A 15,449-nucleotide genomic window follows, 5' to 3' on the forward strand; every position below is an offset into this window, starting at 1 on the left:
GGTGGCTAGGCAACCGGTTCCAAGAACACGGCGATGCGGCCACCACAGGACAGGCCGACACGCCACGCGGTTTCGTCGGCTACCCCGAATTCCAAAAGACGCGGCATTCCGGACTGGAGAACATCTATTGCTTCCGCGATTACGGCGCCCTCGACACACCCACCAGACACCGATCCTTCGAAGTGGCCGTCACCGTCTATGACAAGGTGGCTGCCAGCCGGTCGTGGCGCAGAACCCCATGTTTCGATAACAGTCGCGAGCGCCACCTGCCGGCCTTCGGAGATCCAACGGGCGGCTACCTCCAGCGGGTCTGCCATTGCGATTGCAGCTTCTGACATCGTGCTGCTCCGCTCCTAGTCCAGGCCGTGATAACCACGTGCATGGTAGATCAACGGGTTGGCCGTGTCGCCGATCCGCAGCCCCACCACTTCCCCGAACAAGACGCGATGCGTGGCGACGTCTTTCGCCTCGATCAATCGACAATCGAAGACGGCCAAGGCATTGCGCAAGGTGGGCGCTCCACTTTGCATCACATCCCATGCCGCGGTGGCAAAGCGCTCGTCTTGTGACAAGCCAGTGAGGCCGGAGAAAGCATGCGCGACATCGATCTGATCAAAGGCGAGCGTGTTGAGAGAAAAGTTGCCGTTTGCGACGAACAGATCGTTTCCGGCGCTGGCGCGGTTGAGACACACCAAGATCGTCGGCGGGCTGTCGGATACCGAACAGGCGGCGATCACGGTTGTGCCCCGCTTTCCGGCTTCACCCATCGTGGCAACCACATGCACGGCGCCGGCGAACCGACTCATGGCTTCGCGATAATCGCCCGCCTCCACCTGGTTCTGCTTCAGCACGTTCACTCCGCCTCTTGAACGCGGGATATAGGCGCTGCCGCTATCCACGCAAGCGCCCATAACCGAGTTGCGCCCGGGCACGCCAGGCTTTACCTCAGACGGATCAACATCTCTTGGATTTTCCATTGCTTTTCAGCCGCCGCTTCTTTCCCGCTATGCTCGCCGTCACAGGTGCAGGTCTGCTTGCAACCGTGGCCCACGCGCAGGTGATCGGTTTGGCGGCGCCCTTGTCGGGTCCGACCGCCCTTTTGGGTGAACAGATGCGTGCCGGCGCAAACGCGGCGCTCGCCATAGTCCCGAACGACGACTTGACCCTGAAGGTCGAGGATGACCTTTGCACGGCTGCAGGCGGCCAAGCCGCAGCACAGGCTTTTGTGGAAGCGCGCGTTGCCATGGTTGTCGGCTTTCTGTGCACGGAAGCCCTGACGGCAGCCCTGCCTGCTCTTGCTGCTGCAAACATCCCCGTGGTCACGCCCGGCGTGCGCACGAACAGCCTCACGGACGATCGGGAAAGAACCGGCTGGCCCATCTACCGCCTCGCGCCGCGAGACGATGCGGAGCGGGAAGCCATCAATGATCGTCTTCTTCCGCTTTGGCGATCGTCCTTGTTCGCAATCGTCGATGACGGCACGATCTATGGCCGCGAGTTGGCGGAAAGCTTTCGCGAAGCCGCCGAAGCCACGGGTTTGAAGCCCGTGTTCATCGACAACTACCGGCCACAGCTCGAAAACCAGGTGGGTCTCGTTGGGCGGCTGCGTCGCGCAGGGGCGACTCACGCCTTTGTTGGAGGCGATCGAGAAGATGTTGCCATCATCGGGCGCGACGCCGCGCAAATCGACTATTCCTTGCAATTGGCAGGTGGCGAAGCCTTGCGCGCCGCAACGCTGACCACCGATCCCGTTGAAGGAACGCTGATGGTGGCGCCGCCTGACTGGTCGCAGGCTGCACAACCGGAAACGCTGCAACAGCTGAGCGCGGCGGGTATCGAGCCGGAAGGCTACGTCGTCCCGAGCTTTGCCGCGATTGAGATTGCCGCAGGCGCACTGCGCGACCGTGAGCGTTCCGACCAGCCCCTTGCTCAGATCTTGGACGACCGAACCTTTTCCACAGCAATGGGTGAGATACAGTTCGACGAAAAGGGAGACCTGACGGTGAACCCTTACCGGCTCTATCGATTCGAAGCCGGTGAGTTCGTGGAGGTCCTGCCATGACGTTGATAGCCGGACCGCGAAACCTCCTTACCGACGTTGCGGGCTTGCGGGTGGGCCATGCTGGCGACCTTCAACTCAATTCCGGCACAACCGTGGTCATTTGCGACCGTCCAACGGTGGCCGCGGTTCAGGTGCTAGGCGGCGCGCCGGGAACGCGCGAAACCGATCTTCTCGAGCCGCACAACTCCGTTGAAACAGTGAACGCGCTGGTGCTTTCCGGCGGTTCCGCCTTCGGCCTCGACGCTGCCTCAGGTGCGCAGGCGGCGTTGCGCGAACAGGGGCGTGGTTTCGCGGTACGCGGCGCCGTCGTGCCAATCGTTCCGGCTGCGATTCTTTTTGATCTCGTCAATGGCGGCAACAAGGACTGGGGTCGATACCCGCCCTATCGGGAGTTCGGCTACGAGGCAGCCAATGCGGCAAGCGAAGATTTCCCGATCGGCACGGTCGGGGCCGGCATCGGCGGCCTGACGGCGGGGCTAAAGGGTGGTCTCGGGTCGGCATCATCGGTGACGCCGAGCGGGCACACAGTGGCAGCGCTCGTGGCCGTCAACGCGACCGGCGGCGTGACCGTGGGAGGAACAAGCGCTTTTTGGGCAGCACCATTCGAGCTTGGAGATGAGTTCGGCCGCGTGCCCCATCCTCACCCACTGCCGCCCGACGCCGCAAGCGTTCGCCTGAAGTTCCGGGATCCGCAACCGCTCGAAGCAACCACCATTGCTATCATCGCCACCGATGCCGCCTTGCCAAAGGCCGGCGCCAAGCGCCTGGCGATTGCAGCGCATGATGGGTTTTCGCGCGCGATCTGGCCGGCGCACACGCCCGTTGATGGCGATCTCGTCTTCGGCCTTTCCACGGGGATGCTTTCGGCTCCTTGCGCTCCGGAGGGCTTGATCGATCTTTACGCCGCAGCAGCTTCAACCATGGCTCGCGCCATTGCACGTGGCGTTTACGCAGCACGTGCCGCTCCCGGCGACCTAATGCCTGCCTGGCACGATCTCTACGGCTGACCCTTCCCGTTGAGCCCGGCGCTGCGCTCTGTTAGAGCGCATCTTTCCCAAAGAAAGGCTCGCCATGATCCCGCGTTATTCCCGTCCAGAAATGGTTTCGATCTGGTCTGCGGAGACCAAGTTCCGGATCTGGTTCGAGATTGAAGCCCATGCCTGTGACGCGCTTGCCGAACTGGGCGTGATCCCGAAGGAAGCGGCGCAAACCATCTGGGAAAAGGGCAACGCTGCGACCTTCGACGTCGAGCGCATCGACGCCATCGAACGGGAAACGAAGCACGATGTGATCGCCTTCCTGACGCATCTGGCGGAAATCGTCGGACCGGATGCGCGTTTCGTGCATCAGGGGATGACATCGTCGGATGTTTTGGACACCACCCTTTCGGTGCAGCTTGTTCGGGCAAGCGACCTGCTGATTGCCGATCTCGACGCCCTTTTGGCTGCGTTGAAGACACGCGCCTACGAGCACAAGGACACGGTGACCATCGGCCGGAGCCACGGCATCCATGCCGAGCCGACAACCTTTGGCGTGAAGCTCGCCCAGGCTTATGCAGAGTTCCAGCGCTGCCGCGCCCGCATGATGGCAGCGCGCGCGGAGATCGCCACCTGCGCGATCTCCGGCGCCGTCGGCACTTTCGCGAACATCGATCCGCGCGTCGAGGAGCATGTGGCCGAGAAGCTCGGGCTGACGCCGGAGCCCGTTTCAACCCAAGTCATTCCGCGCGATCGCCACGCAATGTTTTTTGCGGTTCTGGGTGTCGTTGCGTCGTCCGTCGAGCGGCTCGCAACGGAGATTCGCCACCTTCAGCGCACGGAAGTTCTGGAAGCGGAGGAGTACTTCTCCCCCGGCCAGAAAGGCTCGTCAGCGATGCCCCACAAGCGCAATCCCGTGCTGACGGAAAACCTCACCGGCCTAGCTCGGATCGTGCGCTCGGCGGTCACGCCGGCCATGGAGAATGTGGTGCTCTGGCATGAGCGCGACATTTCCCACTCCTCTGTGGAACGGATGATCGGGCCGGATGCAACTGTGACGCTGGATTTCGCACTGGCAAGGCTGACGGGCGTGATCGAGAAGCTCGTGGTTTATCCTGAGAATATGATGAAGAACCTCGACCGCTTCAAAGGTCTGGTGCACTCGCAGCGTGTTCTTCTCGCGTTGACGCAGGCTGGCGTCAGCCGGGAGGATGCCTACCGCCTCGTGCAGCGCAACGCGATGAAGACGTGGGACCGAGGTGCCGATTTCCTGGAAGAACTGCTCGGCGATACCGAGGTCCGAAACGCGCTTTCGGAAGACCAGATCCGCGAGAAATTCGACCTGGGCTACCATACCAAACAGGTCGACACGATCTTCAAGCGCGTGTTCGGCGACAGCTGAGCGTAGCCACAAGAAGCGGGCTGAAGCCCGCTTCTCTTACTTGGTGCCCTTGGTCAGCAGATCCTGCGCCATCAGGATGGCGTTGCGCCGATCCTTTTCGCCGGCCAGCGCGAACGCCTCTTCCTGCATGCCTCTGATCCACGGCTGGTCGCTTGGCTTCGCGCGCTCGAGCGCAGCCGTCATCATGGCGAGACCCCGCACGGCCTTGCCGCTGTGGAACAGGAGGTTGCCGAGCGTCGCCTGTGCGCCCGCGTGGCCCTTTTCAGCAGCGAGCTGAAGCCAGCGGCCCGCCTGGCGGACATTGGCCCTTACGCCTTCGCCCCGCAGATACATCTTGCCAACTTCGAACTGCGCGTCCGGATTGCGGTAGGTCGCAGCCGCGCGCATGTAGTAATCGCTTGCCGCTGCCGGATCGGCGGTTACCGGACTGCCCGGGATCCCGGTGCGCAGATAGCGCGCCAGGGCTACGAGCGCATCCGACACATAGGTGTCTTCAGGGCTGCCGGGCTCGATCTCCTGCCGTGCAATTTCGGCGAAGAAGCGGAACGCCTGATAATCGTCGCGGCCGACGCCGTCACCTTCGGCATACATGCGCGCCAGCTTCCACTGCGCGCCAATCTGGCCCTTTTCGGCCGCATACCGGTAGGCCTCGACAGCCTGATCCTTGTGACCGCTCTTGTAAGCGGAAAAGCCGAACTTGAAGACGTCCCATGGGCTGGAGCCGGGCTCCACCACCTTCTTCTCGTCAAGCGCCCTGGCGCTGCCGACAAAGCCGGTGAAGCCACAGCTCAACGCCAGCGTGAAAAGAACCAGGCGGCTGACCTGGCTCAGGCTCCCGCGCGGCTGGCTCATAGATGATGTGGCCAAACCGGGCATCGACCATCCACTTGCAAAGGTGGAGCCGAGCGCGACACGCGACCCTGAAGTTACTCTTGCGTCCATTCTCACCCCGGCCGCAAAGTGCGGCGTGCCGCGATCGAGCCAAGCCCCCTTTGCACGATCGAAGTACCCTTCGGGTGCGCCGGGTTTATGGCAGGATGTGGGCGCCTGTTCCCCGCGCCAACTATAGCTGAAAGGTCCTGAAAGGAGTGTTGCGGAATCGCAACGAGTTGCTTCGCGCGAGGTAAGCGCTGAAAAGCAAAGAAGGCGCCGAAGCGCCTTCTTCTTCCATTTGGCTGATCGCCGGCTTAGTCTTCCGGAACGACCCGCACGGCGCCGCGTGCCGCACTTGTTGTGTGAGCCGCATAGGCACGAAGCGCGGTGGTGATGTTGCGCTTGCGCTTCTGGCTCGGCTTCCAGCCAAGCTTGTCCTGGTCAAGCCGCCGCTGCGCCAGTTCGGCGTCTTCTACCAGCAAGCTGATCTGTCGGTTGGGAATATCAATGGCAATCAAGTCGCCGTTGCGAACCAGGCCGATCGTGCCGCCTTCTGCGGCTTCCGGTGAAACGTGGCCGATCGACAGACCGGACGTGCCGCCCGAAAAACGGCCATCGGTCAACAAGGCGCACGACTTCCCCAGCCCCTTCGATTTCAGGTAGCTTGTGGGGTAAAGCATCTCCTGCATGCCCGGGCCGCCACGCGGGCCCTCGTAGGTGATCACCACGACGTCGCCTGCCACGACCTCGTTGCCGAGGATGGCTTTCACGGCCGCATCCTGGCTCTCGTAAACCTTGGCAGGCCCAGTGAACGTCAGGATCGACTCGTCGACGCCCGCCGTCTTCACCACGCAACCATCCAGCGCGATGTTGCCCTTCAGAACGGCGAGGCCGCCATCTTTCGAGAAAGGCGTCTTTGCACTGCGGATGACCCCATTTTCCCGGTCGAGATCAAGGTCTTCCCACCGGCTCGCCTGGCTGAACGCGACCTGCGTGGGCACGCCGCCCGGTGCTGCCTTGAAGAACTGGCGCACATTCTCCTGCGTGCTGCGGGAAATATCCCACCGCTCGATGGCCTCGCCGATCGTGCCGCTATGGACGGTCGGGCTATCGCGGTGGATCAGCCCCGCGGCTTCCAACTGTCCGAGAATCGCCATGATGCCGCCAGCCCGGTGCACGTCTTCCATGTGCACGTCGTTTTTTGCAGGAGCCACCTTGCACAAAACGGGCACCCGACGGGAAAGAGCGTCAATGTCATCCATGGTGAAGTCGATCCCGCCTTCGTAAGCGGCGGCCAGGATGTGCAGCACCGTATTGGTCGATCCGCCCATGGCGATGTCGAGCGTCATGGCGTTTTCGAAGGCATGCCGGTTGGCGACGTTGCGCGGCAGAACACTAGCATCGTCCTGCTCGTAGTAGCGCTGGCAAAGGTCCACCACGAGGTGGCCTGCTTCCACAAACAGGCGCTTGCGGTCAGCGTGAGTCGCGAGCGTCGAGCCATTGCCCGGCAGCGAAAGACCCAGCGCTTCGGTCAGGCAGTTCATGGAGTTGGCCGTAAACATGCCGGAGCACGAGCCGCAGGTCGGGCAGGCGGAACGTTCGATGACCTTGACGTCCTCGTCGGACACCTTCTCGTCGGCAGCCGCAACCATCGCATCAACGAGGTCGAGCGCGTGCTGCTTGCCGTTCAGCACCACCTTGCCCGCTTCCATAGGGCCGCCGGACACGAACACGGCCGGGATGTTCAGCCGCATCGCCGCCATCAGCATTCCAGGCGTGATCTTGTCGCAGTTGGAGATGCAGACCATGGCGTCCGCGCAGTGCGCATTGACCATGTACTCCACGCTGTCGGCGATCAACTCCCGTGACGGCAGCGAGTACAGCATTCCGTCATGGCCCATCGCAATGCCGTCGTCGACGGCGATCGTGTTGAACTCCTTCGCGACACCGCCAGCCGCCTCGATTTCGCGCGCCACAAGCTGTCCGAGGTCCTTCAGATGCACGTGGCCGGGCACGAACTGGGTGAAGGAGTTCACCACGGCAATGATGGGCTTGCCGAAGTCGCTGTCCTTCATTCCGGTTGCGCGCCAAAGGCCGCGGGCACCCGCCATGTTGCGGCCGTGCGTTGTTGTGCGGGAGCGGTAAGCAGGCATGGTTCCATCCCGGGTTTGTTGACACGACCCAGATGGTGGTTGGGTCATGGATTAAAAGGGCAGAGGCGGTTGCGACCTCGCCTTGTGGGGCGAGGTCGCGTCGCTTCCTAGCTGTTTTGGACCCGGCGGAGGGCTGCGGTCAACTTTTCCAGTTCCTGCGCCAGCAGAGCTTTCTTGTCGCGTTCAGCTTCCACCACGTCTTCGCGCGCATTGGCAACGAACTTCTCATTGGAAAGCTTCTTGTCGATCCGCTCAATGTCGGCCGACACCTTGTCGATCTCCTTGTTCAACCGAGCGCTTTCGGCGCCCACATCGATTAAGGAGCCCAGCGGCAGGCAGATGGTCGCTTCTCCCAGCACGATCTGCGCCGACTGGCCAGGAGCATGATCGGCGAACGCGATGTCTCCCACCCGCGCCAGTCGCTTGATCGCACTTTCATGGCGCGCGAACCGGGCCCTGCTTTCTGCCGAAGCGTCCACCACGACAATCGGGGCAACCGCCCCGGCCGGCACGTTCATTTCGGAACGAACCGAGCGCACCCCGCTAACGAGGTCAACGAGCCAATTGATGTCCGCCGCGGCTTCCGCATCCTCGAAGGACGGCGCTGGCCAGCCGGCATGGCAGAGCAAAGAGCTGCGCGCAGTTTCACCGGCCGTATGATCCCAAAGCTCTTCCGTCATGAACGGCATGAACGGATGCATCAGCTTGTAGATCTCGTCCAGCACGAAGGCCGCCACTGCCTGGCTTTCTGCCTTGGCGGCTTCGTCCTCGCCCATGAACACGGGCTTCAGAAGTTCGAGGTACCAGTCGCAGAACTGGTTCCAAACAAAACGGTAAGCTGAAGCCGCGGCTTCGTTGAAGCGGTAGGTCTCGATGCCGGTCGTGATCTCGCGTGCCGTGCGTGCGAGCTCGGTCAGGATCCAGCGGTTGACCGGAAGCTTCGCGTCAGCGAGCCAGAGCGCGTCATTGCGCTTGGCCCCGTTCATCTCGGCAAAACGCGTGGCGTTCCAAAGCTTGGTGCCGAAATTGCGGTAGCCGGCGATGCGGGCCGGGTCGAGCTTCACGTCGCGCCCTTGCGCCGCCATGATCGCGAGCGTGAAGCGCAAGGCATCGGCGCCGTACTCGTCGATCAGTTCAAGGGGATCGATGACATTGCCCTTGGACTTTGACATCTTGGCGCCGTTCTTATCGCGAACGAGCGCATGGACATAAACCGTGTGGAACGGCTCCTCGTCCATGAAATGGAGACCCATCATCATCATCCGGGCCACCCAGAAGAAGATGATGTCGAAGCCGGTCACCAGAACATCGGTCTGGTAGTGGGTCGCGAGTTCCTGTGTTTCGTCCGGCCAACCCAAAGTCGAGAACGGCCACAGCGCCGACGAGAACCAGGTGTCGAGCACGTCTTCGTCACGCGTCAGGATCGATCCCGGCTCAAAGGTCTCCAGCCGCTCCTGCACCCAGGCCTTCCACGGACCCTCATGCGAAAGATAATGCTGGACGGCAGCATCAAGCGCTGTCTCTTCGTCCTTCTCGACGAACACGGAGCCATCCGGTCCGTACCAGGCCGGGATCTGGTGCCCCCACCACAACTGGCGCGAAATGCACCACGGCTGGATGTTGTCCATCCACTCGAAATAGGTCTTTTCCCAAGTCTTCGGCACGAAGTTGGTACGGCCCTCGCGCACGCTGGCAATCGCGGGCTCCGCCAGCGTCTTGGCATCGGCGAACCACTGGTCGGTCAGCATAGGCTCGATCACGACGCCCGAGCGATCGCCAAACGGCTGCATGATCTTCTTGGATTCGACGTAAGGGACGTCGTTGCCTTCGTCGTCCTTGCGCGTGACCGCTAGGCCTTCCGCATTGATCGCCTGGACGATCCGCTCGCGCGCAGTAAACCGGTCGAGCCCCCGATACTCCTCGGGAACCAGGTTGATACCGTCCACTTCGTTTTCGCTCGGCAACTCGCCCGATTTGGCAAGTTCAAGCGCTTGCGCCGCGCAGACCGCATAGGGCTCGCCATCGCTGCGCATGGAAGCGGTGGCGTCCATCAGCCGGTACAACGGGATATTGTTGCGCCGAGCGACCTGGTAGTCATTGAAGTCGTGAGCGCCGGTGATCTTCACTGCACCGGAGCCGAAATCAGGATCCGGATATTCGTCCGTGATAATGGGAATGAGGCGACGGTGCTCTCTCGGCCCCACTGGAATTTCGCAGAGCTTTCCAACGATCGGCGCATAGCGCTCGTCCGAAGGATGAACGGCAACAGCACCATCCCCCAGCATGGTTTCCGGACGGGTTGTGGCGATGGAGATGTAGTTTCGTTCTTCTGAAAGGATGACGTTTCCGTCGGCGTCCTTCTCGACATAGGTGTAGGTTTCACCGCCAGCGAGCGGGTACTTGAAGTGCCACATGTGGCCGTCGACTTCGCGACTTTCGACCTCAAGGTCGGAGATGGCCGTTTCGAACTTCGGATCCCAGTTGACCAGCCGCTTGCCGCGGTAGATCAGCCCTTCGTTGTAAAGCGAAACAAAAACCTCGATGACGGCTCGGGACAGCCCCTCGTCCATGGTGAACCGCTCACGCGACCAATCACAGGAAGCACCGAGGCGCTTCAACTGGTTGAAGATCGTGCCGCCCGACTCGTTCTTCCATTCCCAGACTTTGTCGATAAAGGCTTCGCGCCCCATCTGGCGACGGGTCGGCTGCTGCCGCTCAGCCAGCTGACGTTCGACCACCATCTGCGTGGCGATACCGGCGTGATCCATGCCCGGCTGCCAAAGCACGTTCTTGCCACGCATGCGCTCGAAACGGACGAGGATGTCCTGAAGCGTGTTGTTGAGCGCGTGACCCATATGAAGCGAGCCCGTCACATTCGGTGGCGGGATCACGATGGTGAACGGCTCTGCCCCTTCTTCCGCACCGGCGCCGGCCCTGAAAGCATCGGCGTCTGCCCACTTCTGCGCAATGCGCGGCTCGACGGTTTTCGAGTCGTAGGTCTTCTCAAGCATGTAATCTGAACCTGCTGGCTTGCAAGAATGGCTGCCCGCGGCAGCGAGTGGTGCCGCGGTTAAAGCGCCAAGCTTTTCGTCAAGTCAACAGATGGAGGCGTCTCCGGAGCGGCCGGGCGGCAATCAGGCAGCCGGTCCGCGGGCGATGCGTTCGATTTCCTCGCGGACGAGGCGCTCCACCAGAGTGGGCAGGTTGTTGTCCAGCCACTCCGACAGCATCGGGCGAATCATCGCTTCCGCCATTTCGTCGAACGACTTCTGACGCGTGGCTGCGAATGCCTCCGACAATTCGCCGAAGGCGGCAGCGACCTGCCGGCCTGTGCGATCCGAAACGATCGATGGGGCTGATTTCGCTCCGCTGAATTCCGGCATTTGCTTCAACTCGCTGTCCAGCAGGTCCTGAAAGCCGAGCATGGCTTCGTCGTAGTCGGCTGATGTGTCGGCGTCTGCTTCTAGGGCGACAGCGGACTGGGTCAGCCCGTAATCCTCAGCCGGTTGTCCATGTTCGGCGGCAGTGGTGCCTTCGGCTTCGGTCGCTCGGTCGCGCGAACGGAGCTCTTCGGAAGTGAAGCTGGGGCGCAGCTCATCCATGATTGCGTGAAACGACGACGCCGTCGGCGAAGTGGGTTCTTCTGAGCTTTCCGCCTCGCCCCTGGGGCCGGTGTCTTCCTCAGCGGCTGTGTCGACCGGAGCCTGAATGCCTGCCCGAAACGCATCGAAGTGGCGAATGTCTGCGCTGTTGAGACGCGAAACCGGCATGCCGGGGGAATCCTGCTGCTCGCCGCTCGGACGCACCGTGTCGCTGTCTTCAATGATCCTGCGAATGGAAGCGAGAATCTCTTCCATGGAAGGTTCCCGCTGAACACTGTTGGACTGCGCCATCGTCATACCGCCGCTTCATGACTCTCGGCCGCTTCCAAGCAGCCGAATCAACATCTTGAGCTTAAACGAGGCGGCAGCACACGAGAATCCGGAAAGCGGGATGCATCGACTTGCGCACAAGATTCACGCAAGTCGATGCGATCAGCGGCCGTCTGGCGTTCGCAAGCCGTACCACTTGTCCTTGACGGCGTTGTAGTGCTCCTTCGGCTCATACTTCGTGACCCGTAGGTTCAGGCGCTCCGCGCTGAGTGCGCCCACCGCCGAAAGGATGGCGTAGCTCGCAACAACCGCATCGCGTTCGGAGTTCGCGAGGTTGACCTGCGCGGTGATCACATCCGCTTGCGCGTCCAGAACGTCCAGCGTGGTGCGCTGCCCGACATTCAACTCTTCCTGAACGCCGTTCAAGGCCAGTTGAGCCGCTGAAACCAACTCACGGTTGGCGGCGATGGATTGCTGGGCCGCGATATATTGCGTCCAGGCTGATGTCACAGCCGCACGGACCTGGTCGCGACTGACATCGACGTCGATACGCGCCTGGCCAAGCTGTTCCTTGTTCCGACGTACCGTGGCTGTGGTGCGCCCGCCATTGTAGATCGGGATGTTGAGCTGCAAGCCGATGCTGGCTGAGTCGCTCGTGCCATCTTGCTGGGAGTTGAGGCTCGATTCGCGGAAACTGCGCTGGACACCCGCTTCCGCCGACAACTGGGGAAGAAGTGCGCCTTCGGCCGATTTCACGCTGAACGCCTGCGCATCCACCACATGAAGATTCGACTTGATGGCGGGATGCTGGGAGAGCGCCACGTCAACCGAGCGGTCGAGGGTCGCCGGCAGGAGCTTCGTCACCGGCGAAGCGGCTTGAAGTCCGTTCGGCTCGTCACCGACCACCTGGCGATAGGTTGCCGCACTGGCAAGCGCCTGCGCCCGTGCTGCAGCAAGCTGTGCCACGGCTGAAGCGCGGGTCGCATCGGCCTGCGCCACATCGGTGCGGGTGCCCTCACCCACTTCGAAGCGCGAGTTAGCCGCCCTCACCTGTTCTTCCAGGAAGGCCAGGTTCTGCTGCAGGAGACTGGCGATGCGGCGGTCCCGGATCACGTCCATGTAGGCGGACGCCGCGTTGAACAGGATGTTCTGTTCCGTATTGCGAAGAGCTTCACGCTGCGCAAAGACCTGCGATTCAGCGGCCCTCACGTTGTTCAACGTCTGGAAGCCGTCGAACAGGTTCTGGGACAAGGAGACCCCGAAGCCGCCCGTTTGCAGGCGAACGCCGGCTTGTCTGCTCAAGGTGTAGTTGGAAAAACCCGCAATAACCGGGCGATATCCTGATTTTGCAATGGCAACGCCTTCGTCCGTAACGCGAACGCCGGCGCGGGCGGAATTCAATTGGGAGTTAAATTCATAGGCTTTGGACAGCGCTCCGAGGATGCTTTCGCTCCAGGCCGAAGTAGAAAATACGACGCTGGACGAGAGAAGCGCCACAAACAAGCTTCGTGACAAAATAGACAACGCGAACCCTCGCTGATTGACGACCAAGGCTGGAAGCCAGACAGGGCCGACCATCGAATCCGGATCTAGGATCCGTTCGAGCGCAACCGCTACACCGTTCCTGCTGCATTGCGCAACAATATCAGCGGCATTGAAGAGCCCAGCGAGCAAGCGGATCGCGCGATGTTGCAGCGAAGGCACGGTAAAAGAAATTGTTAAGATAAGCCGGCTGATCGCCAACCGAGCGGCTACCGAGCGCTATCGAAGCAGTCCGTTCAGAAAACGAAGGAAGCCGGTTTGCTGAAGCCGGGCAATGGCTTAACGGCTGCGTTAAACACGGTCCGACCGGCAACAGTGTCGCCATCGCGCACGTAGAGCCGGGCGCTTCCGGTGCTGCCACGACCCACGATCGCAACCAGCCGTCCATAATTCTTCAACTGGTCGAGCAGGGCCTGGGGCACCTCGTCCACGCAGCCTTCAAGAACGATAACGTCATAAGGACCTTGCGCCTTGTAGCCCTCTGGCAAGGCGCCGGTCACAACAGCAACGTTGTCATAGCCCAGCCGCTGAAGGCTCTGTGTGGCGGCGCTGGCCAGAGTCGGATCCGATTCCAGGGCAACCACGCTGCTCGCCAAACGGGACACGACGGCAGCGCCATAGCCAGTGCCGGTGCCGACGTCGAGAACATAGTCGCCGGGCTGGATGTCGGCGAGTTGAATGAGCTTGGCGAAGGGTGACGGCTCCATCAGGTAGCGGGCTTCGCTGCTGCTGGTTGCCGGAGCAATCTCGAGATCTTCGTCGATATAGGCGAGCGCACGGCGGCGTGAGGGCACGAACTCCTCACGCGGCACAGCCAGCATTGCGTCGATCACTTCCACGCTGGTCACGTCGGTGGTTCGCACCTGACCATCCACCATCTTCAAACGCTGGGTGGCGAAATCGATGCTCATCGCAAACCTTGCAGACACTAGGTGGCTGGAAGGCAGCCACGTTTTCCGGCTGTGCGAGCCGCGGATGGAGGCCTCGCCCGGAATCGAACCGGGGTGCAAGGATTTGCAGTCCTCTGCGTAACCACTCCGCCACGAGGCCTCGACGCGCGCCTCGCACAGGCGGGTTCAATAGGTTGAGGCCCCGATGGCGTCAAGCGCTGCTTGCGCGCCCCGTCTTCTTTCTTCCTGCTGCTCCAGCAGCCTTAAGGCAGGAAGAGTACATAGGCCCGTTCACGCTGCGAAAGCGGCCTGACAGTGCTTCTCACCTGCCCCACAGGAGCAAAGCCGAGCTTCTGGTAAAGTGGCAGCGCTGCGGGGTGATCCAGCGTGCAGGTTTGCACGGTCACGCGGCGTGGCTGGTAGAACCAGGCAGCCTCGATCGCCGCACCCAGGAACCAGCGGCCGAGCCCCTGCCCGATCCCGTCAGCAGTCATGCCGAAATACGCAAGCTCCACCTGATCGGGAAGCTGCGCGTGAAGATCAAAGAAGCCCACCGGCGCGCCGTCCAGATGCAGCACGCGGATGTCACGGCCCGGCGCCTGAAGGTAAGCGCCAAGCTCCTGGTCGCTCATCCGAAGCACATTCACCCAATGCCATTTTCGGCCGACGCGATCCATCAGGTAGCGAAAATAGTGCAGCGGGATGTGCTTGGTGCGAAGCAGCGCGAGCTTCTTGTTCACGGGCATTGCCGGTAGATGCGCCGGCGGCCGCTGCATTTCGAGGAAGGTGACGGTTACCTCAATCGCTTCTGCCGCCACGGTTGAAAGGCTGCTCATTTCTGGCTGGTTTCCACTGCGGTGTCGGATCGCGCGCCCCACTCACTCCAGGACCCGTCGTAGAGCTTGTGATTCGAAGAGCCGAGGGTTTCCAGCGCCAGGGAGACAACCGCGGCGGTGACACCGGAGCCGCAGGTGGTCACCACCGGCTTGTTGAGGTCGAGGCCCGCTGCTTCGAATGTTTCGCGCAGGGCCTCGGGCGAAAGCAGTTTCCCGTCCTGCGAAAGCGCAGCAGCAGGAACGTTCCTGGCCCCAGGCATGTGCCCTCCGCGCATGCCGGCACGCGGTTCAGGATCAGTGCCCTTGAAGCGCCCCGCTGGTCGTGCATCGGCAATCTGGAGGTCGCCTGTGCGCACCGCTTCCTGCATGTCTCCGAAGCTTGCCACGCGCTCGGGATGATGATCGACATCGAACACGCAGGGCGCGATCTTCGTGACCTCCCCGGTCAGCGGAAGGCCGGCCGCCTTCCAGCCATCGACGCCGCCTTCCAGAATTCTGACATCCTTGGCACCCATCAGGCGGAACATCCACCAGGCTCTGGGCGCGGTAAACACGCCCGGTCCGTCATAAACAATGATGGTGTCGTTTTCCGTCAGGCCCATCGAACCGGCCCAGCGCGCGAAATCCTGGGGAGACGGCAGCGTATGCGGAAGCTCGCTTTGCGGATCCACCACCAGGTCGTGATCGAAAAACACCGCGCCTGGAATATGCGCGGCGTCGTACTCGGCCTTCGGATCCCGATTCTGAGCCGGCAGGTACCAAGACGCATCTACAAGGGAGACGCCGGGCGTCTTAAGGTTTTCGAGCAGCCACTGCTGCGAAACAAAGAAGTTCTCGGCCAT

General features: G+C 61.8%; 13 protein-coding genes and 1 tRNA gene. 3 read left to right on the top strand and 11 right to left on the bottom strand.

Annotation, left to right across the window (positions count from 1 at the left end):
• Positions 1 to 5: 5 nt before the first annotated feature.
• Together J5Y06_RS16515 and J5Y06_RS16520 are read right to left on the bottom strand one after the other, a co-directional pair.
• Positions 6 to 338, bottom strand: coding sequence for an XdhC family protein (locus J5Y06_RS16515; protein ID WP_209336283.1), 333 nt, complete (start codon positions 336 to 338; stop codon positions 6 to 8).
• Between the two features lie 15 nt (positions 339 to 353).
• On the bottom strand, positions 354 to 851 hold the full coding sequence (locus tag J5Y06_RS16520) for a flavin reductase (protein WP_209336344.1): 498 nt from the start codon (positions 849 to 851) through the stop codon (positions 354 to 356).
• A 125-nt stretch (positions 852 to 976) separates the two neighbouring features.
• Here J5Y06_RS16520 and J5Y06_RS16525 point away from each other — a divergent pair, with 125 nt between their 5' ends.
• From J5Y06_RS16525 to purB, 3 genes are all read left to right on the top strand, one after another.
• Positions 977 to 2,062 (top strand): branched-chain amino acid ABC transporter substrate-binding protein, encoded by a 1,086-nt coding sequence (locus tag J5Y06_RS16525; RefSeq protein ID WP_245247966.1) that lies wholly within the window; start codon positions 977 to 979, stop codon positions 2,060 to 2,062.
• Positions 2,059 to 3,069 carry a P1 family peptidase gene (locus J5Y06_RS16530; RefSeq protein ID WP_209336284.1) on the top strand — a complete coding sequence of 337 codons (1,011 nt, stop codon included), beginning with the start codon at positions 2,059 to 2,061 and terminating at the stop codon, positions 3,067 to 3,069. Before J5Y06_RS16525 ends, J5Y06_RS16530 begins: the two co-directional genes overlap by 4 nt.
• A gap of 64 nt (positions 3,070 to 3,133) precedes the next feature.
• Complete coding sequence (purB, locus tag J5Y06_RS16535) at positions 3,134 to 4,441, top strand: adenylosuccinate lyase (RefSeq protein WP_209336285.1); 1,308 nt, start codon at positions 3,134 to 3,136, stop codon at positions 4,439 to 4,441.
• A gap of 36 nt (positions 4,442 to 4,477) precedes the next feature.
• On the opposite strand, the gene J5Y06_RS16540 is transcribed toward purB, so the two are convergent.
• The 9 genes from J5Y06_RS16540 to sseA all read right to left on the bottom strand — a co-directional run bounded on the left by J5Y06_RS16540 (position 4,478) and on the right by sseA (position 15,449).
• The gene (locus J5Y06_RS16540) at positions 4,478 to 5,317 is read right to left on the bottom strand and encodes a tetratricopeptide repeat protein (RefSeq protein ID WP_245247968.1); all 840 of its coding nucleotides are present in this window, start codon (positions 5,315 to 5,317) and stop codon (positions 4,478 to 4,480) included.
• A 311-nt stretch (positions 5,318 to 5,628) separates the two neighbouring features.
• Positions 5,629 to 7,467 (bottom strand): dihydroxy-acid dehydratase, encoded by a 1,839-nt coding sequence (gene ilvD / locus J5Y06_RS16545; RefSeq protein WP_209336286.1) that lies wholly within the window; start codon positions 7,465 to 7,467, stop codon positions 5,629 to 5,631.
• Positions 7,468 to 7,574: 107 nt separating this feature from the next.
• Positions 7,575 to 10,478 carry a valine--tRNA ligase gene (locus J5Y06_RS16550; protein ID WP_209336287.1) on the bottom strand — a complete coding sequence of 968 codons (2,904 nt, stop codon included), beginning with the start codon at positions 10,476 to 10,478 and terminating at the stop codon, positions 7,575 to 7,577.
• Between the two features lie 123 nt (positions 10,479 to 10,601).
• Positions 10,602 to 11,324 (bottom strand): PopZ family protein, encoded by a 723-nt coding sequence (locus J5Y06_RS16555; RefSeq protein ID WP_245247970.1) that lies wholly within the window; start codon positions 11,322 to 11,324, stop codon positions 10,602 to 10,604.
• 177 nt (positions 11,325 to 11,501) lie between these two features.
• Positions 11,502 to 12,863: a TolC family outer membrane protein gene (locus tag J5Y06_RS16560; protein WP_245247972.1), complete on the bottom strand. Its 1,362-nt coding sequence runs from the start codon at positions 12,861 to 12,863 to the stop codon at positions 11,502 to 11,504.
• A 254-nt stretch (positions 12,864 to 13,117) separates the two neighbouring features.
• Entirely contained in the window at positions 13,118 to 13,792 is a 675-nt protein-coding gene (locus J5Y06_RS16565) for a protein-L-isoaspartate O-methyltransferase family protein (protein ID WP_209336290.1), read from the bottom strand.
• A gap of 65 nt (positions 13,793 to 13,857) precedes the next feature.
• Positions 13,858 to 13,931 (bottom strand) — tRNA-Cys (locus J5Y06_RS16570).
• 103 nt (positions 13,932 to 14,034) lie between these two features.
• Complete coding sequence (locus J5Y06_RS16575; RefSeq protein WP_209336291.1) at positions 14,035 to 14,607, bottom strand: GNAT family N-acetyltransferase; 573 nt, start codon at positions 14,605 to 14,607, stop codon at positions 14,035 to 14,037.
• Positions 14,604 to 15,449 (bottom strand): 3-mercaptopyruvate sulfurtransferase, encoded by an 846-nt coding sequence (gene sseA, locus J5Y06_RS16580; protein WP_209336292.1) that lies wholly within the window; start codon positions 15,447 to 15,449, stop codon positions 14,604 to 14,606. Before sseA ends, J5Y06_RS16575 begins: the two co-directional genes overlap by 4 nt.

The sequence above is a fragment of the Tianweitania sediminis genome (assembly GCF_017813335.1).
GTDB classification, from domain to species: domain Bacteria; phylum Pseudomonadota; class Alphaproteobacteria; order Rhizobiales; family Rhizobiaceae; genus Tianweitania; species Tianweitania sediminis.